Consider the following 23,570-nt stretch of genomic DNA (forward strand, 5'->3'; position numbering starts at 1 on the left):
GCAGCCAGCCCTTTACACCCAATCGGAAAACCGTCATCTTTCCGGATATCCGCAGCGACACTGCTGCTTTCTGGAGATGAAGTGAGCACCCCGCATCCTACAATTCCCTGCCAGGACGAGTCGTCCGTCGAAAACGGCCTGGACGGTCGCGCTCCGCGCCTGCTTATCGTTGAAGACGAACGTGTGGTGGCGCTTGACCTCAAAGGCATTTTGCGTCGGCTGGGGTACATCCAGGCCGGCGTCACGGCTTCCGGTGCCGAAGCGGTGGAATTGTGCGCGTCCCTCAAGCCCGATCTGGTGCTCATGGACATCTTCCTCTCGGGGGCCATGGACGGCGTTGAAGCCGCCTGCGTCATCCAGACCGAATGCGATGTCCCGGTTATCTTTCTCACGTCCCACACCGATCAGGTCACGCTGCAACGGGCCAAACGCACGGCCCCGTACGGGTACGTGCTCAAACCCGTGGACGAGGACTGGCTGCGAACGGCTGTGGAGGTGGCGCTGTTCAAACACCACACCGAACGCAAGCTGCGCCAAAGCGAACGGCACTACCGCGAGCTGTTCAGCGGCATGTTAAACGCCTTTTTGCTGCTGGAGTTGCTCCCGGCCCCGAACCAGGATTTCCGCATTCTCGCGGCCAACCCGGCTTTTGAACGCGTCACCGGTCTGGCCTGCGCCACGGTCGTTGGCCGCACCCTGCGCGAGGCCCTGCCCGGCATTGAACCGTTTTGGCTCGACACCCTGAGCACCACGGCCGTTTCGGGACGCCCGACCCGCTTTGAGAACTATCTGGGCGATCTGAATATGTATTTTCTGGCCCAGGCCTACTGTCCCCAGCCCGGCCAGGTGGCCGTGGCCCTGGAAGACGTCACCGAGCGCAAACGCGGCGAGGAACGGCTGCGCTACCGCACCTTCCACGACGCCCTGACCGGCCTGCCCAACCGGGCCTTGTGCCTGGACCGCATCGCCCGGGCCATCGAACGGGCCAAACGCCGGTCCAACTACATTTACGCCCTGATTTTTCTGGATCTGGACCGCTTCAAGCTCGTCAACGACAGCCTGGGCCATCTGGCCGGGGACGGCTTGCTGCGCCGGGTGGCCGAACGGCTGCGCCGCGAGGTGCGCCAGCTCGACACCGTGGCCCGGGTGGGCGGCGACGAATTCGTCGTGCTGCTGGAAGAGATCGCCTCGCCCGGCGATGCCTTGCGCATTGTCAAAACCGTGCGCGAACGCCTGCGCATCCCGTTTACCGTGGAAGGACGCCAGATCTACATCACGGCCAGCCTGGGCGTGGTCCTTGGCCCGGCCGATTACGACCGGCCCGAGGAACTGCTGCAAAACGCCGCCATCGCCATGGGCAGCGCCCGGGTGGCTGGCTGCGGCCGGGTGCGGGTTTTCGACTGGTCCATGCGGGAGCGGGCCGAGCGGGTCATGGACCTGGAAACCAACATGCGCCTGGGCCTGGAGCGCGGCGAATTCATCCTCTACTACCAGCCCATTTTCGATCTGGCCACCTTGGTGCCGCGCGGCGTCGAGGCTCTGGTGCGTTGGCGTCGGGCAGACGGCGAACTGGTTTCCCCGGCCGAATTTATCCCGGCTGCCGAGCAAAGCGGGCTCATCATTCCCCTGGGAGCTCTTGTGCTGGCCGAAGCCTGCCGGGCCTTGACCCGCTGGCGCGCGGGCACGCTCGCCGACCGGTCGTTTTTCATGGCCGTCAACCTGTCGGCCCGCCAGTTCACCCAGCCGGATCTGGTCAAACAGGTCATTACCGCCCTGCGCCGGGAAAATATGGCTGCCGGCGATCTCAAGCTGGAGATCACCGAAAGCATCCTCATGGAGCATCCCGAATCGGCCATGCTCAAACTGCGCGGCCTGCGGGAACTCGGCGTCGGCATCGGCATAGACGATTTTGGCACCGGCTATTCGTCCTTGTCCTATCTGCAACGTTTCCCCATCGACACGCTCAAAGTGGACCGCAGCTTTGTCTCGGGCATGGAGGAGCAAGGCAACCGGGTCATTGTCCGGTCGGTGGTCAGTCTGGCCCACAACCTGGGCTACGACGTGGTGGCCGAGGGCATCGAGACAACAGCCCAGTTGGACGAACTGGCCGGCCTTGGCTGCGACCTGGGCCAGGGTTTTCTCTACGCCCGGCCCATGGACGAGAGCGCCCTGCTCGGTCTTTTGGGCCAGCATTTCGGGCCGGACGCGCCGCAGCACCTCAAGACGGATTGCGTCTGATCCCGGGCTGAGCCTGCTCCCGGGGCGTTGCCGGCCGCACCCGCGGCCTGGCACTCGCAACGCTTTTACTTTCCCGGGTCATCTGCTCCGGGCGCGTTGCCGGCCGCACCCGGTTGCCAGCCCGGCCGGCAACGGCTACCTAAGGCACATGGCTCACGGTTTTCGACGCGTCGCACTCTCCGGTATTCTCCTGCGCCTGCTGGCTGTGGCCCTGCTCGGCCTGTTCCTGGGCGGTTGCGCGGCCAAAGCTTCCATCCCGCGCTCGACAAACCGCACGCCGGCCACCCTGCGCCCCTATACCATCAAGGGCGTGACCTATGTCCCGCTCCATTCGGCCAAGGGCTACCGCGAAGACGGCATCGCCTCCTGGTACGGGCCGGGCTTTCACGGCCACACCACCTCGTGCGGCGAAATTTACGACCAGTACAAGCTGACCTGCGCCCACAAGCTGTTGCCCATGCACACCATGGTGCGGGTGACCAATCTGGAGAACGGGCGCAGTCTGGTGCTGCGGGTCAACGACCGGGGGCCGTTCGTGGCCGGGCGGATTGTCGATCTGTCCCAGGCCGGGGCCAAGGAGCTTGGGGTCCATGCCAAGGGCACGGCCCGGGTGCGGCTGGAGATTGAAGGCGAGGTGCCGGGAGTTGCGCCCGGGGGCGAGCTGCCCGGACCATTTTACGTGCAGGTGGGAGCGTTTGCCCGTGTGGGCAATGCCGAGAAGCTGTTGGGGCGGTTGCGCTCGGCCGGCTATGCCGGTTCACGCCTCCAGTTTCGCGAGATCGACGGAGTGGGCCTGCATCAGGTCCACGCCGGGGTTTTCCCCAGCACGGCAGCGGCCGAGGAAGCCCGGCTGCGCCTGGGGTCCGTCTTTGCCGGAGCCTTTGTCATCGCCCAATGAGGCGGGGGGTGCCACCCGGCCGGCCGGCACCCCAAGGCCGCGACGCGACCAAGACCGCCATACCGCTGCCGTCCCACACGCCACAGCACCCCGGGCCACAGTTGCGCTGGAAGCAGAGCGTTCAGCCCAGGCCGACGTATCGCCGTGCCGCCGCAGCCTGCAGGCGGCTGGCGCGGCTACAGCACTTCGTCGGGATTAAGCTCGGCCCGAAACTTGCGCGACAGCCGAAAAACCACCACCTTGCGCGGCGGCAGCATGATGGAAGCGTTGGTCTGGGGATTGCGCCCCTTGCGGGCCTTTTTGTCGTAGGATTCAAACTTTCCAAAACCGCTGACCAACAGCGAATTGTCCCGTTTGATGGAGTCCTTCATAAGCTCCAGCAGATGATCCACGAGCACCTTGACCTCGGCCCGGTTGCGCTCGGTCTTTTCATAGATGTAATCAACGATGTCGGCCTTGGTGAGGGTTTTCCCATTCATGGCATTCTCCGGCGCGTTACGTTTGGGACACGGGGCAAAACGTCAAGCCTTCCTGGCGTCTTACCGAGATTGGTAGCACACATATGATTGTTCGTACATTATTTCAAGGCAGACAGCGCACACCGTACCGATTCGGCCACGGCAGCCATGGCCGCGGCATCGGCATAGGGCGCGCCCGGCCACAGGGCCAAACCGTCCCCGTCCCGGCGCGGGATAAGATGGACATGGGCGTGAAACACCACCTGCCCGGCGCTGACGCCATTATTTTGCTGCACGTTAAGCCCGGTCGCGCCAAGGGCCGTCATCACGGCCCGGCCCACCAGCTTCTGGGCGGCCAGCAAGGCGGCACCCAGGGCGTCGGGCAGGTCGAACAGGTCGGCGCAATGGAGCTTGGGGATGACCAGGGCATGGCCCGGTGCCACCGGGGCGATATCGAGAAAAGCCAACACCTGCCCGTCTTCGTAGAGCTTGGCGCAGGGGATTTCACCCGTGACAATTTTGCAAAAGATACAGTCCGCAGTGTGCATATCGAGTGCTGTCTCCGGATCAGCGCAGGGCGCGGTTACGCACAACCGGCCCCACACGGCATGGGCCGGGCAAATGCATTGACGCCACTTATAGTAGAGGAAAGGCATTTTTTCAAGAGGTTTAGGAGAAAATAATGTCCCCCCTGCCGCCTTCGCCCAATCTTTGCCAAAATGACACCTCGAAAACCGATGCGAACGGACGTTTTTTTCGACATCCCGAGCCGGAAAAACCCCGCACGCGCATCTGGCCGGTGTTTCTCAGCTTTAAGGGCTGCCCGGGCCGCTGCGTCTTTTGCGCCCAGCCTGTGCAATCCGGCACCAGGCCGCAACCCCTGGAAGCGACCCTGGACGCCCTGGAGCGCGATCTGGCGGCAGCGGTCCGGGACGGCCGGGGACCATACGAACTGGCCTTTTACGGCGGAGTGTTCACCGCCCTGCCCGAACCCTGGCCGGCCCGCTTTCTGGCCGCTGCGGCGCGCTTTCGCCAGGCCGGGGTGATCAGCCGGGTGCGCTGCTCCACCCGCCCCGACGCCTGCTCCCCGCCGCTGTTGGCCCAACTGGCCGACCAGGGCCTGTCCCTGGTCGAAATCGGCGTCCAGACCTTTGACGACGCCGTGCTGGCAGCCAGCGGCCGGGGCCACGACGCCGCCGCCAGCCGCCGCGCCGCCCGCCAGATCATCGAAGCCGGCCTTGGGCTTGGCGTGCAACTGCTGCCCGGCCTGCCCGGCCACGAGCCGGCAACCCTGGCCCGGGACGTGGCCGAGACGTGCGCCCTGGCCCCGGAGATCGTGCGCCTGCACCCTTGTCTGGTGGTGGACGGCACGCCGTTGGCCGCGCTCTACCGGGCCGGCGGCTTTTCGCCCTGGCCCCTGGAAACGACGCTTGACGCCCTGGCCGCAGCCGTTTTGCCCTTGTGGCAGGCCGGCATCCGGGTGGCCCGGCTGGGCCTGGCCCCGGAACCCGGCCTCGAAGCGGCGGTGCTGGCCGGGCCGCGCCATCCGGCCCTGGGGGCGCGGGTGCGGGCCAGAGCGCTCTTGGCGCTCATTGCTGCCGAAGTCCGCGCCCTGGGGTGCGCCCCGGCCGGCTTGGCTGCGCCCAGACGCTTTGCCGGAGAACTCTTTGGCCATGCCGGCGAACTGCTTCAGGCCTATGCCGACCTGGGCCTGCCCAGGGCAGGCGTGCGCTTTTGCGACCGGGAGGATTTCCATCTCCGGGTGCAAGCTGTTTGACTTGGGGCGCGCTCTCGTGCCACATCTGGGAAACAGGGACGCTGCGTCCCACAACCCGTAAACCTCTGCCTGGTGAACGATCATGAAGCGATTCCTTGCCGCCCTGGTCTGCTCCGTCTGCCTCGCCGGCCTCATCTGTCTCACCGGGGCCGTCCCGGCCTCGGCCGAAGCGCCCAACATGCGACAAAGCATCAACTACTTCATGAATTATTTCAATGAAGCGGTTGTCCAGGCCATTAAGATCAAAGAATATGAGGAGCAGCAGGGGATTGCCGCGAAACACCCCTTTACCGACGAATTCGTCTTTTTCCAGGATTTAAACAGCCGCATTGAAAAAAGCCTGGGGCTGGCGCTCAACCTGTGCGATCTTTACTTTATCTATAATAAAACCACGTATTGCTTCACCAAAGACGAGAAAAACTACCTCTTTGACCGCCTCGACAATATCACGGAGGCTCTGCAAAAAATCCGGGACGCCCCCTATCCCCCCACTGCCAATCTGCTGGAAAACAAATCCTCGGTCCCGGCCAAACAGCTGGCGGAATTTAACGAACGCATCGACATGTTGCGCGCCTTCATCAAATCATCCCTGATCGTGTTCCAACGCTAACGGCCGCTGCCGCAAGTGCGCCCACCACAGCAGCCCTGCCTCGGTCCGCTGTTGTCGTTGGCCAGGGCACAGGGAAGACACCGGCCTGCGCCCCTGGCCAACGACGGCTGCGGGCCGCGCTACCTCCGAGCAGCCACCCATGCCCAACGCCCTGCCCCGTCCACACCGCCCGCCTGCTTCGCTCCACCCCCCGGGCGACGCCCCCCGGGCCGTCATAGCCCGTACCGCCCTGACCATGGTCCCCGGGGCCGCGCCACTGGATGACGCCGCCGTCATTCTGGCCGGCCGGCGCGTGCTCGACATCGGCCCCAGACGCTTGGTGTTGCGCGGCTTTTGCGGTCCAACCACCGACCTTGGCGCACAAGCCGTCCTGGTCCCGGGGCTTCTCAACGCCCACAGCCATCTGGAACTGTCCCATCTGGGCGCTCACTCCCCCAGCGGGGCCGGCTTTTGCGCCTGGGTCGCATGGCTTATGGGCCAAAACCTCCACGCCCTTTCCCCTGCCGCCCTCAATGCCGCCGTGGCCGAAACAGCCGGGTGCGGCGTGGCCGCCGTCATCGACATCGGCAGCCGGGCCGGACCGGCCGTGGCCGCCGCCCTGGGCCGGGCCGGCCTGCAAGGGTTGGTCTGCCACGAATTTCTCGGCTGGCGCTCTCTCGCCGCCACAGGCGTTCCCCCGGCCCTGGACGCAGCTGTCGGGGATGGACTGGCCGCGACCGTCAGCGGCCATGCCCTCTATTCCACCAGCCCCGACAATCTGCGCCAAGGCCAAGCCCTCTGCCGGGCCCGGGGCACGCCTTTTAGCCTGCATCTGGCCGAACATCCGGGCGAAGTGGAACTTTTTGCCAGCGGCACGGGGGAATTCGCCGCGCTGTTGCGCGGGCGGCTGCTCCCCAAGGGCTGGCGCGCTCCGGGCCGCACGCCGACAGCCGAAGCCCTGGCCCAAGGCCTGCTCGGACCGGACACCCTGGCCGTGCATGCCGTGCATCTGAGCGCCACGGATGTGGCCCTTTTGGCAAACTCCGGTGCCACGGTGTGCCTGTGTCCGCGCAGCAACGCCCGCATTGGCGTGGGTGTGGCCGATGTCGCGGCCCTGGTGGCTGCCGGCGTGCCCCTGGCCCTTGGCACGGACTCTCTGGCCTCCAATGACGATCTTGACCTTTGGAACGAGGTGCGCGCCCTGCTCGCCGTCCATCCCGGCCTGCCTGGGTCGGTGGTCCTTGATGCGCTAACGACCACCCCGGCCCGGCTGCTGGGAAGGGCACACGACCTGGGCAGGCTGGTTCCCGGGGCTGTGGGCGGGGTCGCCGTCATCCCGCCCGATCTGGCCGAGGCCTTGGACCTGGGCAGCCCAGGCCGGGGCTAAGCCAGCGCGTCTTGCCTCGTACGGCCCGCGTCCTGCCGCGTCAGGTTTCGCCCCACCTCGTCCTGCTTTGTCAGGCCTCGCCACCTTCGTCAGGCCCAGGCATCCGGGCGCTGTTGCGCTCCGGAGCATTTCACCTTGAATTATCGCAGCAAAACACGTATTGTTTAAGCAAGATTTTCCCCAGCCGGTCACGCCCAGGACACTTTCCGGCCTTAGTCTTCAGCGCAACCAAGGCCCATAACCGCCCGGCTTTTTGGACACCAATCCATGACCTCCGACACCGATTCGAACTACGCCGTCGCCCGGCATCCCATCTACCATGTGGACGGCGATGTCTTTGGCTACGAACTGCTTTATCGCACTGTGGGCGGGGGCAATGTCGCCACGTTCCCCTCCGACGCCGAGGCCACCCTGGCTGTCCTGGCCAACGGCATCCATGCCATTTCCCAGGATATCCCCCGGGATAAACGCATCTTTATCAATTTTTCCACGGTCATTTTGGCAGCCGGCCACCACCGGTTTCTCGACCCGGCCCGCTACGTCCTTGAAGTGCTGGAACATGTGACCTGCGACGCGGCCTTTGTCGAACTGGTGCGCGGCATCCGCGAGGCCGGATACGTTCTGGCCCTGGACGACTACGTGGGCCAGGCGAGCTTCGACCCGATCCTGCCGTATATGACCTTTATCAAGCTGGATCTGCTGGCCCTGCGCGACGATCCGGTCCATATGGCGGCGGTGGCGGACCGCTGTCTGGCTCTTGGCAAGACCGTTCTGGCCGAGAAAGTGGAAACGGCTGCGGATATTGCCTGGTGCCGCGACCGGGGCATTCCCCTGGCCCAGGGCTTTTACTACAGCCGCCCGCAGGTGGTGACGACCAAGATTTTGGAACCCAACCAGGCGATCAAGCTGAATCTGCTGGCCGAAGTCGGCCGGGCGGAATTGGACGTGCGGCGCATCCGGGAGATCATCGGCTCCGACGTTTCCCTGACGTACAAGCTGCTGCGCTACGTCAACACGGCCAGTTTCTATCGGGGCCAGCCCATTGAATCCCTGGACTTCGCCATCTCCCGCCTGGGCCGCAACGCCCTGGCCAGTTGGGTGGCGGTCAACATGCTCTCCAACCTGGGTTCAACAGCCCACGACCGGGAACTGGCCTTTGCCTCGGCCGTGCGGGGCCGTTTCCTGGCCCTGGCCGACGCCAGACGCGCCAAACCCTGCCACCAGGGTGACAGCATCTGCCTGTTGGGGCTGCTCTCGCTGCTCGACGCCATGCTTGCCATGCCCATGGCCAAAGCCCTGACCGGCATTACCATCGATAGCCACATCCGGGACGCCCTAAACGGCCAAGCCAGTCCCTGCGCCCCCTGTCTGGCCCTGGCCGGCTGCTACGACAACGGCGGCGCACAGGCCGCTGCGGCCATGAAGACCTTCGGCATCCGCCCGGACGACGCCTCGGACAGCTATTTCGCGGCCTTGGCCTGGGCAGCGGACATGTTCCGGTCCTGACGCGGCGTCCTCGATCGCCGGCTCTGTGCAAAAGCAATCCAACACACTCCAATTACAGTTTATTTTTTGAACAAATCCTATTGCTGCGTTCATAAGAGGGCCACACGGCCGACCGCCTTGCCCTTTCACCGCGCATTGGATAGGTTGCCTCTGTTTACCCGACCAGACTTCTGACGGCTTGCGCGGCGTCGGCATGCAAACGAAACCCGCAACAACCAAGTCGTCGCCATGACCACCTATCGCCAGAATACCCACCGTTTTCCCGTTCGCTTTGCCCTGGCGCTGTTCGGTGCCGGGCTGGCCCTCTACGCTGCCCTGGGCTGGCTGGTGCTGACGACCAGCCGCACGGCAGCGGCGTTTCACGATGTGGAACTGATGGCCGAAGAGGCCCTCAACCAGATTCGCGCGGCCAGCGACGGGCTGCACGCCTTGATGCTCCTGCGCCTGGGCACAGGGGAGCAGCGGTATGCCGTGGCCTACCGGGAACGCAGCGCCGCCCTGGCTGCCCCCCTGGAGACCCTGCACCGGCTCGCCCCGCAAACCGCCGGCCGCTCCGATCCGACCGGGATCGAAGCCCATCTCCGCCAGCTTGGCACCCTCCAGGCCGAGGCCATGGCCCAGGCCGCTGCCGCGCCGGACCAGGCCTGGGAGACGGTGCGCGGGCGCGCCTACGCCGTGGCCCAGGCCGAGCTGCAGGCCTGCCTGGAACGCTGCCACGCCGCCCTCGACGCCGGGATGGATGCTTTGCTGGCCAGACAGCAAGGCCTGGCCCGGGCCGGCCTCGCCGCCCTGGCCGTGGGCATGCCGCTGCTCGGGGTCTGTTTTGCGCTGCTGCTGCGCCGGGCCGTGCTGGCCACCCGGATAAGCGCCGACGCCCAGGCCGCCCTGGCCGCCTCCGAACAGCGGTTTCGGGCCACCTTTGAACTGGCGGCGGTGGGCATTGCCCATGTGAGCCTGGACGGCACATTGCTACGGGTCAACTCCCGATTCGAGGGCATCACCGGCTACAGCGGCCAGGAGCTGGCCGCCCTGACCTTTGCCGCCATCACCCACCCCGACGATCTGAACGAGGATCTCCGCCAGCTCGCCCGACTCCAGGCCGGGGAAATCAGCACCTATACATTGGACAAGCGGTATGTGCGTAAAGACGGGGCCTTGGTCTGGGTCAGCCTGACCGTGTCGCTGATGCGGGACGAGGCCGGAATCCCCCTATATTGCATTGCCGTCATTGCCGACATCAGCGCCCGCATAGCAGCCGAAGCCGCGGCCCGGGAGAATGCGGCGGCCGTGACGACGCTGCTCAACGCCGCCTCGGACCGCGTGCTGGTGGTAGACACCGCCGGGCGAATCCTTGGTGCCAATGACGCCGCCGCAACCGGCTTGCAAACTACACCGGGTGCCCTTCTCGGCCTGAGCCTTGGCGACGTTTTCCCCCTCGCCATTGCCCGGTTGCGGCTGGCCCATCTGCGCCGCGCCCTGGAGATCGGGCAGCCGGTGCGTTTTACCGATGAACGGGCCGGCATTGTTTTCGACAATATCATCGCCCCCTTGCCCTCGGTTGCCGGTGCGAGCGACCGGGCGGTCCTGTTTGCCCGGGACGCCACGGAATTCGTGCGGGCCAGGGAAGCGGCCGAGGCAGCCAGCCGGGCCAAAAGCGATTTTATGGCCAATGTCAGCCACGAGTTGCGCACGCCACTAAATGGCATCCTGGGTATGGCCCAGCTGCTTGAAATTTCGCCCCTTGAGCCCGGGCAACGCCAATGGCTCGCCGATCTGACCAGCGCCGCCGATTCCTTGCTGATGCTGGTTGACAATCTGCTGAAGCTGGCCCGCATTGATGCCGAGCGCTTCGTGCTTGCCCGCCAGCCCGTGGTCCTTGCCTCCCTCCTCGAGGGTGTGGCGGGCACGCTGACGCCCGTGGCCGCCCAAAAGGGCCTGACGTTTACGACGCAGCTTGCGCCGGACGTGCCGCGTCTGGTCCTTGGCGACGGCGAACGGCTGCGGGAAGTGCTGGAGCATCTGGCGGGCAATGCCGTGAAATTCACGGTGACAGGCGGGGTCACGGTGGCCGTGGCCTGCGCCCGCCCGTGTCGGCTGCCGGGGCAAGTGGGCCAGGCAAGCCCGGTAGATCAGGCAGACCAGACAGATCAGGTGAGCCAGGCGGGCCAAGCAGGCCCGATGGATCAGATGGGTCAGGCAAGTCAGACGGCGGAAATCATTTTTGCCGTACGCGATACCGGCATCGGCATCGCTGCGGCCGATCAAGCCAGGATATTTGACGATTTCACCCAGGTGGACGGCTCATCCACCCGGCGCTTCGGCGGTGTGGGCCTGGGGCTGACCATCAGCCGGCGGCTGGTCGGGCTCATGGGCGGGGAGATCACCGTCGCAAGCGAACCGGGCAAGGGCAGCGTGTTTTCGTTTGCCGTGTGCCTGGAAGTGCCGGCCGAGGAAAACGCGTCCTAGAGAGAGAGGAGAAGGCAGAAGACAGAAGACAGAAGACAGAAGACAGAAGAGCCTCCGGCGGCCAAAGGGGTGGCCCCTTTGGAATCCCACCCTAAAGGCAAGGGGTTAGGGGGGAAGGGCGTTGCCGTGACGGTGGGTGGGAGCGGGACGTCCGACGGGCGGGCGCATGCCGCAGGGCATGGTTGACGAGCACCGCCGCAACAACGGTGTCCCCGTCAATCCCAAACGCTGGCGGCCCAGGCCGGCAGCCACCCAGCTTGCCACCAATGCCCAATAACCCCTCAAAATACTTCTCCAATCAAGGGGGTCCGGGGGGGATTATCCCCCCCGGCCGCCGGAGGCTCTTCCTCTTACTCTTTCTCTTCTTCTTCACCACGCCTCAGCGGCGTTGTACTGCGTAGCCGTACTGGATCGGCCAAGTCTGGGCAGCGCCCAGTTCCTGCTGGGCGTGGAGCGCCCAATAGGGCGTGCGCAGCATCTCCCGGGCCAGCAGCACCAGATCGGCCTGGCCTGAGGCCACGATTGCCTCGGCCTGGGCCGGTTCCGTAATAAGGCCCACGGCGCTGGTGAGCACCCCGGCCCGGGCGCGGATGGCGGCGGCAAACGGCACCTGAAAGCCCGGTGCCACCGGAATCCGGGCATGGGGAACCAAGGCCCCGGAACTGACGTCGATCAGATCCACGCCCCGGGCGGCCAGCTCCTTGGACAGGACCACCGACTGTTCCAGATCCCAACCGCCTTCCACCCAATCCGTGGCTGAAATGCGCGTGAAAAGCGGCATATCGGCCGGGATCACGGCCCGGATGGCTGCAGCGACCTCCAAGGGCAGCCGCATGCGGTTTTCCAGGCTGCCGCCGTAGGCGTCGGTGCGGGTGTTGCTTAAGGGCGAGAGGAACTGGTGGAGCAGATAGCCGTGGGCGGCGTGCAGCTCGATGAGGCCAAAGCCTGCGGCCACGGCGCGTTGGGCCGCCGCGACAAAGGCCGCTGTAACAGCCGCGATGCCAGCCAGATCCAGGGCGTGGGGCAGGGGGTCGCTTTCGGAAAAGGGGAGGGCGCTTGGGGCGAGGACGTCCCAGCCGCCGTCTTTGGCGTCCACGATCCTGGCCCCGCCTTCCCAGGGCGGACGGCAGCTGGCCTTGCGGCCGGCGTGGGCCAGTTGGATGCCGGGAACCGCGCCCATGCGGCGGATAAAGGCGGCAACCGGGGCCAGGGCGCGCCCGTGGGCGTCGCTCCACAAACCCAAATCGCCCGGGGCAATGCGGCCCTCGGGCACTACTGCCGTGGCCTCGGCCATGACCAGACCGGCCCCGCCCACGGCCCGGCTGCCCAGATGCACCAGATGCCAGTCGTCGGCCAGACCATCGGTGCAGCAATACTGGCACATGGGGGACACGCCGATGCGGTTGCGCAGGGTGACGCTGCGAATGGTCAACGGTGAAAGGAGTTTGGCTTCGCCAGGGGATGTCGTTGTGGTTGTGTTGGTCATTGTGGTTGCTCCTGGTGCCCAATGGGGCGAGCACTTGTTGTAGCCGTTTGCGGCGGTATCGTCGCATCGATTTTTAAAAAGGCCAGAACTGTTGTGGCAAAAGCTGTTGGCGCTTCAAACATCAGCCCGTGTGTCGCGTTTTTAAATTGCACCAGCCACGCCCCAGGCAGCGTTGTGGCCAGGATCTTGGAGCTTTCCGGGCCAACAACCGTATCAGCCGTCCCTACGAGAAACAGGACCGGATTCGTGATGCCCGGCAATTTCTCGAGCGGCGTTTTCCAATGGGCTGTCGCCTCCAGATAGCGCAAAATGATGGGGTCGGTAATTTGCATGCCGCTCAAGACTTTCGCAACATTGCTTCCATCGACTGACGTGGCGTAGATGATCGCTTTATTGACGCGTTGTGGATATGCATACAACAATTCCTGCGTCATGGTACTGCCGAGAGAATAGCCAAGGATATTCGCTTGCGCGACGCCAAGCGCATCAAGCAAGCCGACAACATCATCCGCAAACAGTTTGTAGCTGAAGGCTTCGTCATTGACGGTGGTCAGGCCCATGCCCCGATTATCCAGAATAATCAGCTGATACTGCTTGGACAAGAGATCGACGACCTCTTGCGGCCAACGCTCCATGGTACCGCCAAGCCCCATCAGCATGACCAAGGGCTGGCCCGAGCCAATCAATTTATAGGCAATATCGATGCCATTGGCGCGAACCCGGTGAATGCTGTTTCCCTGTTTGTCGGTGCCAATCGCTGCACCAACAGGGGCAATATCGCCGGCGAATACACTTGCCACCAACAACGCCAGCACAACAGCCACAGACACACAACAAGAAACGATCCGTTTCATTTGGCTCCCTTCACAATGTACAGAAGTGCTGTGACGGCACTGCCTCCGCGTAATTCCCAGTGAGCGGGCATAAAGGCGCACCAAGCCCAAGCCCAAGGACATGCCCAAGGACATGCCCAAGGACATGCCCAAGGACATGCCTTCAAAGACTGTAGTCAGCCCACAGCCGCAAATGCAACTTGTTTTAAGCGACCTGGGCCTCTTGTTTCCAAGGCCCAGGAGCAGGGGAGGGGAGGGGAGGGCGGTCAGGCCGGTTTGCGCAGGACTGCCCCGTAAAACGTTTCGCCCAAGAGCGTTTCCGGGCCGGCCGCCAGCTCGGCTTCCAGCACCAGCTCCCGACGCCGGCTGCCGAGGCGGTCCACGGCCTTTTCATTCTCTGCCGGATTGACCGTGCAGGTGACGTAGACGATGCGCCCGCCCGGCGGAAGCGCTGCGTAGGCCGATTCCAGCATGGCCCCTTGCAGGCGGATCAGGCCCGCGATGTCCTCGGGGTTGCGCCGCCATTTGGAATCGGGCCGGCGCGAGAGCACGCCCAGGCCGGAACAGGGGGCGTCAAGCAGGATGGTCCCGGGCGGCGCGGCCAGGGGCATGCGCGTGGCCGAGGCGCGAAAGGCCGGCAGCGGGGCCAGCCCGAGCCGGGCCGCTTCCCGGGGCAGGGCGGAGAGGCGGGCGGCATGCATGTCCGCGGCAAAAACGCGCTTGCCGGCCTCGGCCAACAAAAGCGCCTTGCCGCCGCGCCCGGCGCAGGCGTCAAAGATCGGCTCGGGCCAGTCGCCAAGCCCCAACTGGTACAGAATGCGCTGGGCTGCAGCCGATTGCCGGGACAGGCGGCCGGCAGCCAGGGCCTCGGCCAGATTGATGCCGGCCGGGGCGAAATCGGCCCCGGTGGGCACGGCCAGGGTGGGGAAATCGGCCCACAGGACGCCGGGCAGGGCGGCCAGGGCGTCAAAGAGTTCCCTGGCCCCTTCCCGGGTCCGGTTGATCCGCAGCCCCAGCGGGGCGGGTTCGGCCTGGGCGGTCAGCAGCTCCCGGGCGGCTTCGGGACCGTAGGCCCCCAGCCACAGGGACACGATCCACTCCGGGCAGGAATAATACCGGCTCAGATGGACGGCTTCGGTGGGTCGGTCGCGGCGGTAGAAATTCGGATCGTCAAAGGCCCGGGGATCGGCCGCCACCCGGCGCAGCACGGCGTTGGCCATGCCGGAAAGGCCCTTGCCCGCCGCCCGGCGCACGGCTGAAACGGCCCAATCCACCGAGGCATAGGCCGGCACCTTGGCGCAGTAGAGAATTTCGTAAGCGGCCAGCCCCAGAATGCGCCGCACCGGTACGGGCACGGCAGCCGGGTTTTTCAAAAACCCGGACAAAGCGAAATCAATGCGCCCGCACAGGCGCAGATAGCCGTAGACCAGTTCCGTGGCCAGGCCACGATCCCGGGGGTCCAGGGTCGAATCAGCCAGTCCGGCGTCCAGGGCCGCCTGCACGTCCTGGCCCTGGTTACCCTTGGGTCCGGGGCTGGGCAGCACCCGGCTCAACACGGCCAAGGCGATTCTGCGGGCTGGCGGCAACGCGGCCGGTGTCGGCGAAGTCATTTCGTACCGCCTGTGGGATGCAGCCGGGCCAGTCCGGGAAACGGACCAAACACGGGTTTACGGACTTCGCCGCCGATCAGGAAAAAGCGCAGGGCGGCCTCCAGATGGGGCAGGGCGACCTGGGTGTCCAGGCAGGGGCCGTTTGGCCGGTCATTAAGCACGCCGTAGACCGGGATGGGGTAGGTGTCCTGGATGCCGCTGGTCAGATCGCGTTCGCAGGCCACGGCCACGATCAGCCTGGGCCGCTTTTGCACCACAATGCGCCGGGCAATGGTGCCGCCGGTGGCGATGGCGATATGGACGCCGTAAGCCTGGGACAGGGCGAGCAGGCCGTCCACCGGGCATTCGCCACAGCGCTTGCAGTTGTTGATGTCGTAGGTGAGCCGATGCTTACACCTGCTCGATTGCAGGCAATGGGGCAGCAGCACCAAAATCTGGCCCGGCTCATAGCGCCCGGCCTCGGCCGCCACCATTTCGTTATTGACCTTGATAAACGACGAACGCACCCGGGACTTGGAGATGTGGACCAACCGGGCAAAGATGGTCATGAGCGGCAAAAACACCCGGGCCATGACCCCGCGCAGACGGGTCGAGCCCAGAAACGGCCGGCTCAGGGCGACGCTGGCGGCCAGCCCCAGGGTCGCCCACAGCACCAGGACAATGGCGGCGGCGCAGACCAGCCCGAGAACCCAGGGGGCCAGGGGATGGATATTGGCCAACCCAATGGAGGGAACAGCCCAGACAAAAGCCAAAAGCGCGCACACGGCCAGTCCCGTGCCGCACAAAAGGCCTATGAAAAGACGTTTTCTGGAAGGCTCGTTACGTTCCACAAGGCTCCTGATACCAACCTGACATGGCGTCCCCAGAGGCAACGCCGCTCCCCCTTAACCCATTCGGGGGGTCCGGGGGGATCATCCCCCCGGCCGCCGGAGGCCTCTTCATCTTCTCTTCGTCTTCGTCTTTCTTAGCCGCCTAGGCTAAACCATCCGGCGGACCGCACACGGCCATGGCGTCTTCGTCGCATTTGCCGAGATAGCCGCAGGAAAAGGCCTGGGCGTTCATGGGCCGCTTGCCGGCCGGGATAACGGCCGGGACGAGATAGACCGCGTCGGCGCAGGCCACGCCGATCTGGCAATCCATAAGCCCCAGGATGTCGCCGGGTTTGGCCCCGGGCGGCAGGGGACAGCCCACCTTGCCGGGCTGGGCGATGATGCGCAGGGCCGGCTTATCGGCCGCCGGCTTCCAGAAAAAAAACGCCCCGGGGTTGGGGGTCATGGCCCGGATCAGATTGTGGACTTCGGCCGCCGGCCTGGTCCAATCAATGAGCGCCTCGGCCTTGTCGATCTTTTTGGCGTAGGTGACCCGGCTGGCGTCCTGCTCAATGAGCGGCACCGCCCCCATACGCAGCCGCATGAGGCAGTGGGTGAGCAGTCGTCCGCCCAGATCGGCCAGTTCAGCCCGCAGCTCGCCGCCGGTGTCGTTGACGCCGATATTCATGCTGCGCTGCATGACCATGGGTCCGGCATCAAGGGCCAGGGCCATACGCATGATGGTTACACCCGTTATTTGCTCGCCAGCGGCAATGGAGCGCTCGATGGGGGCCGCGCCGCGCCAGGAGGGCAAAAGCGAGGCATGGACGTTGAGCGGCATTTTCGTCGGCACGTCGAGCACCGTCTGGGGCAAAATCATGCCGTAGGCAGCGACCAGCAGGACATCGGGCTTGTAGGCCGCAAGGGTTGCCACCTCGGCCGGGTCTTTAAAGGATTGGGGCTGATGCACGGGCAGCCCTTTTTCCAGGGCCAGTTTTTTGACCGGCCCCAGCAAACACTTCTTGCCCCGCCCGCAAGGCCGGTCAGGCTGGGTGTAGACAGCGGCCACAGTCACGTCGTCGCTGCCCAGCACGTGCTCAAGCACTGTGGCGGCGAACTCGGGCGTGCCCATGAAAACGGCTACGAGTTTGTCTGGTCCGGTTTTGGCGTCAAGGCCCATCGTTTCACCCGCTTGTCGTACATGGCGCGTTTGAGGCGGCTTATGCGGTCGATAAACAGCACGCCCTCGAGATGGTCTATCTCATGCTGGAGGCAAACGGCCAACAACTCGTCCGCCTCGATGGCAAACGGGTTCCCGTCGAGATCCTGGGCTGTTACCGTGACAGTGGCCGCCCGTTTGACCACGGTGCGGTAGCTGCGCACGGACAGACAGCCTTCCTCGTCCTCCTGCTCGCCCGAAGCGGCCGTGATGACGGGATTAACCAGGGTCATAAGCGCCTCGCGCTTATCCGGGCCGGACAGATCAATAACGATCAGCCGCAGGGACGCGCCAACCTGGGGCGCGGCCAAACCAACACCCTGGTTGGCGTACATGGCTTCGGCCATGCCCGCCGCCAGTTCCCGGATTTCCGGGGTGACGGCAGGGACAGGCGCTGCCTTGCGGGCCAGGATCGGATTGGGATATTTCAGTATTTCAAGCGTCATGGCGTCAGGATTGTTCCTTGTCCTTCTCGCGCGTCCGCAACTTGATGCCAAGCTCTCGCAACTGGTTGTTGGATACTTCGCCCGGGGCTTCGGTGAGCAGGCACAAGGCCTTCTGGGTCTTAGGGAAAGCGATGACGTCGCGGATGGATTTGGCCCCGGCCAAGATCATGATAAGGCGGTCCAGGCCAAAGGCAATGCCGCCGTGGGGCGGTGCGCCGTATTCCAGGGCGCGCAGCAAAAAGCCAAACTTGTCCTCGGCCTCTTCGGCCCCGATGCCGAGCACGGCGAACATGGCCCGCTGGGACTCGCGGTCGTGGATGCGGATGGAACCGCCGCCGATCTCGCTGCCGTTGAGCACAAGATCATAGGCCCGGGCCAGGGCTTCGCCCGGGGCGGATTCGATGGTCCCCATCTGGCCGGGCTGGGGCGAGGTGAAGGGATGGTGGCGGGCCACCCAGCGCTTGGCCTCGGCGTCGTATTCCAGGAGCGGGAAATCCGTGATCCAGACCGGGGCGAAGCTGTCTTCGGGGATCAGCTTGAAGCGCTCGCCGAGTTGCAGGCGCAGATAGCCCAGGGCGTTATTGACCATGTCGGACGCGCCGGCCTGAAAAAAGACAATGTCGCCGATTTCAAGGCCAAAGGCGTCGGTCAGGCCCTGGCGCTCTTCGTCGCTTAAGAACTTGGCAAAGGGCGACTGCCATTCGTCTTCCTTGATCTTGATCCAGGCCAAGCCCTTGGCCCCATAGATTTTGACGAACTCGGTCAGGTCGTCAATCTCCTTGCGCGACAGGGCGCCGCCGCCCGGAACGCGAATGCCCTTGACCAGCTCGGCCTTGGCAAAAACCTGGAACCCCGAGCCGCGAACGATGGAGGTGACGTCCACGAGCTTAAGATCAAAGCGGATGTCGGGCTTGTCCAGGCCGTAGTCGCGGATGGCCTCGGCAAAGGGCATGCGCGGGAAAACGGCCGGCAGGGTAACGCCGGCGGCCTCGCGAAACATGGTCTTGACCATGGTCTCGGCCATGCCCATGACCTGCTCTTCGTCCACAAAGCTCATTTCGATATCGACCTGGGTAAATTCCGGCTGGCGGTCGGCGCGCAGGTCTTCGTCGCGAAAGCACTTGACCACCTGATAGTAGCGGTCAAACCCGGACATCATGAGCAACTGCTTAAACAGCTGGGGCGACTGGGGCAGGGCGTAGAACGAGCCGTTGTTGACCCGACTGGGCACCAGAAAATCGCGCGCGCCCTCGGGGGTGGATTTGGTCAGCACCGGGGTTTCGACTTCGAGAAAGCCCAGCTCATCGAGGTAGCGGCGGATGCTCTGGACGGCGCGGTGGCGCAACATGAAGTTGGCGGCCAGTTTGGGCCGGCGCAGATCCAGATAGCGGTATTTCAGGCGCAGCAGTTCCGAGGCGTCGATGCGGTCTTCGATGGGAAAGGGCGGGGTGATGGCGGTATTTAAGAGCTTGAATTCCGCGACCTCAACCTCGACAGCGCCGGTGGGCATATTGGGATTGGCCATGCCTTCGGGCCGGGCGCGCACCCGGCCTTTGACGGCCAGCACGAATTCGGTACGCAGCACATGGGCGCGTTCCAGGGCCGATTCGCTGCCTTCGGGGCAAAAGACCACCTGGGTCAGGCCGCCCCGGTCGCGCAGATCGATAAAAATAAGGCCGCCATGGTCGCGGCGGAACTGGGCCCAGCCCATAAGGCAGACGTCGCTGCCGACATCGGTTGCCCGAAGCGCGCCGCAATCGTGGCTGCGCCGCCAATCGCCCAGAATATCGAGGGCCAGGGTCTCGCTCATGTGTGTGATCCTTTTTTCAAGCCGGTGGGGCAGCGCCCCGGATTTCTTATTCTTGCGCTCTGCCTTCTTCCAGGCGGGCGCGCAGGTAGGCGGCGAGCAGGGCCTGGCCGATTGTTTCCTGGCCGCCGGCCCGCATATTTTTGACCACCACGGTATTGGCGGCCAGTTCGTCCGTGCCGAGCACCAGGCAGAAGGCGGCTTTGGACTTATCCGCCGCGCGCATCTGGCTTTTGGCGCTTTTGGCGGCGTAGGGCGCTTCGCCGCCAAACCCGGCCAGGCGCAGCTCCTGGGCCAGCAGCAGGCCGCGTTCCAGGCCGGTGGCGTCGAGAACGACCAGGGCGAAATCGGGGGCGGGGTCGGCCGTTTTATCAATGAGCAAAGCCAGCCGCTCCATGCCGCAGGCAAAGCCGACGCCGGGCACGTCCGGGCCGCCGATGGAGTGGACCAAGCCATCGTAGCGGCCACCGCCGGCCACGGAGGATTGGGAGCCGATGTCGCCGGAGACGATCTCAAAGGTGGTGCGCACGTAGTAATCCAGGCCGCGCACCAGCCGGGGACTCAGGCTGTAAGCCAACCCGGCCCCGTCGAGGATGCGGCGCACCACGGCGAAATGCTCGGCGCAGTCCGGGCAGAGATGATCGGTTATTTTGGGCGCGTCGGCCGTATATTCCTTGCAGGTCGGCACCTTGCAGTCCAGCACGCGCAGCGGGTTGGTGAGCTTGCGGCGCATGCAGTCGTCGCAAAGCCGTTCCTTGTGCATGCCCTTTAAAAACTCGCGCAGGGTATCGAGAAAGACCGGCCGGCAGTCGCGGCAACCGAGTGAATTGAGTTCGATGGTCAGGTTGGTCAGCCCCAGCGCGCGCAGATACTGGTCGAGCATGAGCAGCACTTCGGCGTCGAGCAGGGCGTCGGGGGAGCCGACGGCTTCAACGTCGATCTGGTGGAACTGGCGCATGCGGCCTTTTTGCGGCCGTTCGTAGCGAAACATCGGCCCGTAGGCGTAGTATTTGGCCAGACCTTCGCTGGCGCGGCCTTCTTCGACCAGGGCGCGCATGACGCTGGCCGTGGCTTCGGGGCGCAGGGTGAGCGAGCGGCCTTTGCGGTCCGGGAAGGTGTACATTTCCTTCTGGACCACATCGGTTTCCTCGCCGATGGAGCGGCAAAAGAGTTCGGTGCGTTCGAGGATGGGAACGCGCAATTCTTTGTAACCGTAGCGGGAGAACACGTCCCGGGCAGTGGCCTCGATAAACGAGAACACACTGGAATCGGGCGGAAAGAGATCGGCAAAGCCTTTGATTTTCTGTATTTTTTCCATTGAATCCGCCGGGCTGGGCGATGGTGTCGCGTCGTTAAAAAAGAGGGCTACCCTAGATCAGGGCGCTCGCCTTGTCAAAAGGCCGGGCGCTACCCGGCGCACGCGCCTGCCTTGGCCCCAAAGGCCGGCAGCGGCGTCACCACCGGCTCGCGCGTCAGATTGACCGCGCAGGCGCAAATAGCCCCCACCGGCACCGGCAACATGAGCGAATTGAGCTGCCGCCATGGCGAGGCCTCGCGCCAGGTGGATTTCGGTCCGACAAGCACCGACCCCAGCCGCAGGGGACGCGGCCCCAGGCTTTGGCGCACCAGACCGGTCAGCCCCCAGGGGGTAAACCAGCAGGCGTTGCGCAACAGCTTGCCCGTGGACCCAGGCCAGAGCTTTGAGGACAGCCCGTAGAACGAAAAACGGTTTAAAAACCCCACCAGCACGGCCTTTCGGGCCACCCGGGCCGCCTCTTGCAGCACCAGGGCCGGATCAGGGCAAAATTCCAGCACGGTCAGCAACACGGCGTAATCATAGGCCTTGTCATCAAAAGGCAGATGCCCGGCGTCGCCCAGGTGCAGATCGGCCCGATTGCCCAGGCGTCCCCGGGCCTGCTCCAGCATATCCGGCGACGCATCCAGGCCGGTGACGTCAAAGCCGCTGTGGTGCAGCACTTCCAGGAACACCCCGGTGCCGCAGCCAATCTCCAGCAGCCGCTGGCCGCGCCGGGGCCAGGCTGCGGTCATGCGTTCCAAAAGGCGCAGTTCGCGCTTGAGCGCAAACGACCCGGCTTCGGTCTGAAACCAGGCATCGTAGCGTCGGGCGGTTTCTTTGTCCCACATGGCGTGTGCGAAGCAGCCGGCAAGGCTCCCCGGGCCGTTTGCCCAAGGCAAGCAACAGTCCTCGCCCGACCACCTTCCCTCCCTTTGGCGATTCCGGCAAAGGCGGTGGCGTGTTGCCCTGCCCGGACCGCCCTGGCCGGGCAGGTGTCCGTGGGCGGCCGCCCACAGGCAGGCTGGCAGGGCTGCACCCGGCGGTCCAGGCGCAGCCCTGTCTTCTACCGTCCCCGGGGGTCCTTGTACACAGCACCCTGGGCAGCCGATTTGACCAGGGATGCATAGCGGCGCAACAGCGGCGATTCAATGACCTTTTCGGGATGGACCAGTGTTGCCCGACGGGCCTCCAATTCGGCCGCGTCCACGCAGACATCGAGCCGGCGGCCCGGGATATCGATTTCGATGCGATCACCTTCGCGGACCAAGCCAATGGGGCCGTCGTCGGCCGCCTCGGGCGAGACGTGGCCGATGGCCGCGCCGCGCGTGCCGCCGCTAAAGCGCCCGTCGGTAATAAGGGCCACGGATTCGCCCAGGCCCATGCCCATGATATTGGAGGTGGGGGAGAGCATTTCGCGCATACCCGGCCCGCCCTGCGGTCCTTCGTAGCGGATGACCACCACGTCGCCGGGGTTGATCTGGCCGCCAAGGATGGCCGTATTGGCCGCTTCCTCGCTGTCAAACACCCGGGCCGGGCCGGCGTGGCGCATCATGGCCGGCAGGACGGCCGACTGCTTGACCACGGCCCCGTCGGGAGCCAGACTGCCGCGCAAAATCGCGATGCCGCCCTCGTTGGCATAGGGCTCCTTGGCCCGGATGACGTCGAAATTGCGCACCCGCGCCTTCAAATCCGTCAGATTTTCCCCCAGCGTCTTGCCCGTAGCGGTCATGACGTCGAGGTGAATCAGCCCCCGCGTGGCCAACTCGGACATGACCGCCGGGATGCCACCGGCCCGCTCCAGATCGTCCAGATAGTGCTTGCCGGCCGGGGACAGCTTGCACAAATTCGGGGTTTTGCGCGAAATGGCGTCAAAGATATCAAGTGTGAGCGGCAGACCGGCTTCGGCAAAAACGGCCGGCAGATGGAGCACCGTGTTGGTGGAACAGCCCAGGGCCATGTCCATGGTCACGGCGTTTTCGATGCTCTTGGCCGTGACGATATCCCGGGGCCGGATGTTTTTGGCCAGCAGATCCATGACGCGCATGCCGGCCGTCTTGGCGAGGCGCACCCGCTTGGCCGTCACGGCCGGGATGGTGCCGTTGCCGGGAAGCCCCAGGCCCACGGACTCGGACAGGCAGTTCATGGAATTGGCCGTAAACATGCCCGAACATGAGCCGCAGCCCGGACAGGCGTTTTGCTCCAGTTCCTCCAGCCCCTCGGCGTCCATGGTGCCGCGCTTGAATTTGCCCACGGCCTCGAACACGTCGATGAGATCGACCTGCCCGGCGTCGGTGACGCCCGCCAGCATGGGGCCGCCGCTCACGATTATCGACGGGATATTGAGCCGCAGCATGGCCATAAGCATCCCAGGCACCACCTTGTCGCAGTTGGGGATGCACACCAACGCGTCAAAGGGATGGGCCGAGGCCATGATCTCGATGGAATCGGCGATGATCTCGCGGCTGACCAGGGAAAAATGCATGCCGGCATGGTTCATGGCCAACCCGTCGCACACGCCGATAACCGGGAAGGTCATGGGCGTGCCGCCAGCCATACGGATGCCGGCCTTGACCGCTTCGGCAATGGTGTTCAAATGGATGTGGCCGGGAACGACCTCGTTGGCGGAATTGACCACGCCAATCAGCGGGCGCTCCATTTCCTCTTTCGTCAGACCAAGAGCGTAGAGCAACGAACGGTGCGGGGCCTTTTCCAGCCCGGATTTGAAAAGCGAACTGCGCATGACG

19 protein-coding genes are annotated in these 23,570 nt (G+C 64.8%); 7 read left to right on the forward strand and 12 right to left on the reverse strand.

Annotated elements, in window-relative coordinates; genetic code table 11:
* Positions 1-81 precede the first annotated feature (81 nt).
* Positions 82-2,238: a putative bifunctional diguanylate cyclase/phosphodiesterase gene (locus tag GTA51_RS06030; RefSeq protein ID WP_343039480.1), complete on the forward strand. Its 2,157-nt coding sequence runs from the start codon at positions 82-84 to the stop codon at positions 2,236-2,238.
* A gap of 148 nt (positions 2,239-2,386) precedes the next feature.
* Positions 2,387-3,136 (forward strand): septal ring lytic transglycosylase RlpA family protein, encoded by a 750-nt coding sequence (locus tag GTA51_RS06035; RefSeq protein WP_160959527.1) that lies wholly within the window; start codon positions 2,387-2,389, stop codon positions 3,134-3,136.
* A 176-nt stretch (positions 3,137-3,312) separates the two neighbouring features.
* On the opposite strand, the gene GTA51_RS06040 is transcribed toward GTA51_RS06035, so the two are convergent.
* Positions 3,313-3,615, reverse strand: a complete 303-nt coding sequence (locus GTA51_RS06040) for an integration host factor subunit alpha (RefSeq protein WP_043633634.1) — start codon at positions 3,613-3,615, stop codon at positions 3,313-3,315.
* A gap of 98 nt (positions 3,616-3,713) precedes the next feature.
* Positions 3,714-4,142, reverse strand: coding sequence for an HIT family protein (locus tag GTA51_RS06045; protein WP_160959529.1), 429 nt, complete (start codon positions 4,140-4,142; stop codon positions 3,714-3,716).
* Between the two features lie 134 nt (positions 4,143-4,276).
* Between GTA51_RS06045 and GTA51_RS06050 the strand changes: the two genes are divergently transcribed.
* From GTA51_RS06050 to GTA51_RS06070, 5 genes are all read left to right on the forward strand, one after another.
* On the forward strand, positions 4,277-5,371 hold the full coding sequence (locus tag GTA51_RS06050; RefSeq protein ID WP_160959531.1) for a radical SAM protein: 1,095 nt from the start codon (positions 4,277-4,279) through the stop codon (positions 5,369-5,371).
* Positions 5,372-5,453: 82 nt separating this feature from the next.
* Positions 5,454-5,981, forward strand: a complete 528-nt coding sequence (locus tag GTA51_RS06055) for a hypothetical protein (protein ID WP_160959532.1) — start codon at positions 5,454-5,456, stop codon at positions 5,979-5,981.
* 139 nt (positions 5,982-6,120) lie between these two features.
* Positions 6,121-7,347, forward strand: coding sequence for an amidohydrolase family protein (locus tag GTA51_RS06060; RefSeq protein ID WP_160959534.1), 1,227 nt, complete (start codon positions 6,121-6,123; stop codon positions 7,345-7,347).
* Between the two features lie 267 nt (positions 7,348-7,614).
* Entirely contained in the window at positions 7,615-8,853 is a 1,239-nt protein-coding gene (locus tag GTA51_RS06065; RefSeq protein ID WP_160959535.1) for an EAL and HDOD domain-containing protein, read from the forward strand.
* A gap of 228 nt (positions 8,854-9,081) precedes the next feature.
* Positions 9,082-11,319, forward strand: coding sequence for a sensor histidine kinase (locus GTA51_RS06070; RefSeq protein WP_160959537.1), 2,238 nt, complete (start codon positions 9,082-9,084; stop codon positions 11,317-11,319).
* A gap of 379 nt (positions 11,320-11,698) precedes the next feature.
* On the opposite strand, the gene GTA51_RS06075 is transcribed toward GTA51_RS06070, so the two are convergent.
* The 10 genes from GTA51_RS06075 to ilvD all read right to left on the reverse strand — a co-directional run bounded on the left by GTA51_RS06075 (position 11,699) and on the right by ilvD (position 23,566).
* Positions 11,699-12,805: an NADH:flavin oxidoreductase/NADH oxidase gene (locus GTA51_RS06075; protein ID WP_160959538.1), complete on the reverse strand. Its 1,107-nt coding sequence runs from the start codon at positions 12,803-12,805 to the stop codon at positions 11,699-11,701.
* Positions 12,802-13,659 carry an alpha/beta fold hydrolase gene (locus GTA51_RS06080; RefSeq protein WP_160959540.1) on the reverse strand — a complete coding sequence of 286 codons (858 nt, stop codon included), beginning with the start codon at positions 13,657-13,659 and terminating at the stop codon, positions 12,802-12,804. The genes GTA51_RS06075 and GTA51_RS06080 overlap by 4 nt, the downstream gene beginning before the upstream one ends.
* 245 nt (positions 13,660-13,904) lie before the next feature.
* Entirely contained in the window at positions 13,905-15,248 is a 1,344-nt protein-coding gene (locus tag GTA51_RS06085) for a transcription antitermination factor NusB (RefSeq protein ID WP_160959541.1), read from the reverse strand.
* Positions 15,245-16,078 carry a DUF116 domain-containing protein gene (locus GTA51_RS06090; protein WP_160959543.1) on the reverse strand — a complete coding sequence of 278 codons (834 nt, stop codon included), beginning with the start codon at positions 16,076-16,078 and terminating at the stop codon, positions 15,245-15,247. The genes GTA51_RS06085 and GTA51_RS06090 overlap by 4 nt, the downstream gene beginning before the upstream one ends.
* Positions 16,079-16,220: 142 nt before the next feature.
* Positions 16,221-17,189 (reverse strand): methionyl-tRNA formyltransferase, encoded by a 969-nt coding sequence (gene fmt, locus GTA51_RS06095; RefSeq protein ID WP_160959679.1) that lies wholly within the window; start codon positions 17,187-17,189, stop codon positions 16,221-16,223.
* A gap of 8 nt (positions 17,190-17,197) precedes the next feature.
* Positions 17,198-17,722 (reverse strand): peptide deformylase, encoded by a 525-nt coding sequence (def, locus tag GTA51_RS06100; protein WP_160959544.1) that lies wholly within the window; start codon positions 17,720-17,722, stop codon positions 17,198-17,200.
* Between the two features lie 4 nt (positions 17,723-17,726).
* Positions 17,727-19,532 (reverse strand): aspartate--tRNA ligase, encoded by a 1,806-nt coding sequence (gene aspS / locus GTA51_RS06105; RefSeq protein ID WP_160959546.1) that lies wholly within the window; start codon positions 19,530-19,532, stop codon positions 17,727-17,729.
* A gap of 46 nt (positions 19,533-19,578) precedes the next feature.
* Complete coding sequence (gene hisS, locus GTA51_RS06110) at positions 19,579-20,847, reverse strand: histidine--tRNA ligase (RefSeq protein ID WP_160959548.1); 1,269 nt, start codon at positions 20,845-20,847, stop codon at positions 19,579-19,581.
* Between the two features lie 89 nt (positions 20,848-20,936).
* Positions 20,937-21,674, reverse strand: coding sequence for a class I SAM-dependent methyltransferase (locus GTA51_RS06115; RefSeq protein WP_160959550.1), 738 nt, complete (start codon positions 21,672-21,674; stop codon positions 20,937-20,939).
* Between the two features lie 215 nt (positions 21,675-21,889).
* Positions 21,890-23,566, reverse strand: a complete 1,677-nt coding sequence (ilvD, locus tag GTA51_RS06120) for a dihydroxy-acid dehydratase (protein WP_160959551.1) — start codon at positions 23,564-23,566, stop codon at positions 21,890-21,892.
* Positions 23,567-23,570 lie beyond the last annotated feature (4 nt).

This window comes from Solidesulfovibrio aerotolerans (assembly GCF_009856865.1).
Classification (GTDB): domain Bacteria; phylum Desulfobacterota; class Desulfovibrionia; order Desulfovibrionales; family Desulfovibrionaceae; genus Solidesulfovibrio; species Solidesulfovibrio aerotolerans.

Bases quoted from the DNA above. Each gene is read 5' to 3' on its own strand.
- GTA51_RS06070 (WP_160959537.1), top strand. From the start codon at position 9,082: ATGACCACCTATCGCCAGAATACCCACCGTTTTCCCGTTCGCTTTGCC.
- fmt (WP_160959679.1), bottom strand. From the start codon at position 17,189: ATGGGCACGCCCGAGTTCGCCGCCACAGTGCTTGAGCACGTGCTGGGC.
- GTA51_RS06065 (WP_160959535.1), top strand. From the start codon at position 7,615: ATGACCTCCGACACCGATTCGAACTACGCCGTCGCCCGGCATCCCATC.
- hisS (WP_160959548.1), bottom strand. From the start codon at position 20,847: ATGGAAAAAATACAGAAAATCAAAGGCTTTGCCGATCTCTTTCCGCCC.
- GTA51_RS06085 (WP_160959541.1), bottom strand. From the start codon at position 15,248: ATGACTTCGCCGACACCGGCCGCGTTGCCGCCAGCCCGCAGAATCGCC.
- aspS (WP_160959546.1), bottom strand. From the start codon at position 19,532: ATGAGCGAGACCCTGGCCCTCGATATTCTGGGCGATTGGCGGCGCAGC.
- GTA51_RS06075 (WP_160959538.1), bottom strand. From the start codon at position 12,805: ATGACCAACACAACCACAACGACATCCCCTGGCGAAGCCAAACTCCTT.
- GTA51_RS06050 (WP_160959531.1), top strand. From the start codon at position 4,277: ATGTCCCCCCTGCCGCCTTCGCCCAATCTTTGCCAAAATGACACCTCG.
- GTA51_RS06080 (WP_160959540.1), bottom strand. From the start codon at position 13,659: ATGAAACGGATCGTTTCTTGTTGTGTGTCTGTGGCTGTTGTGCTGGCG.
- ilvD (WP_160959551.1), bottom strand. From the start codon at position 23,566: ATGCGCAGTTCGCTTTTCAAATCCGGGCTGGAAAAGGCCCCGCACCGT.
- GTA51_RS06045 (WP_160959529.1), bottom strand. From the start codon at position 4,142: ATGCACACTGCGGACTGTATCTTTTGCAAAATTGTCACGGGTGAAATC.
- GTA51_RS06040 (WP_043633634.1), bottom strand. From the start codon at position 3,615: ATGAATGGGAAAACCCTCACCAAGGCCGACATCGTTGATTACATCTAT.
- GTA51_RS06060 (WP_160959534.1), top strand. From the start codon at position 6,121: ATGCCCAACGCCCTGCCCCGTCCACACCGCCCGCCTGCTTCGCTCCAC.
- GTA51_RS06055 (WP_160959532.1), top strand. From the start codon at position 5,454: ATGAAGCGATTCCTTGCCGCCCTGGTCTGCTCCGTCTGCCTCGCCGGC.
- def (WP_160959544.1), bottom strand. From the start codon at position 17,722: ATGACGCTTGAAATACTGAAATATCCCAATCCGATCCTGGCCCGCAAG.
- GTA51_RS06115 (WP_160959550.1), bottom strand. From the start codon at position 21,674: ATGTGGGACAAAGAAACCGCCCGACGCTACGATGCCTGGTTTCAGACC.
- GTA51_RS06035 (WP_160959527.1), top strand. From the start codon at position 2,387: ATGGCTCACGGTTTTCGACGCGTCGCACTCTCCGGTATTCTCCTGCGC.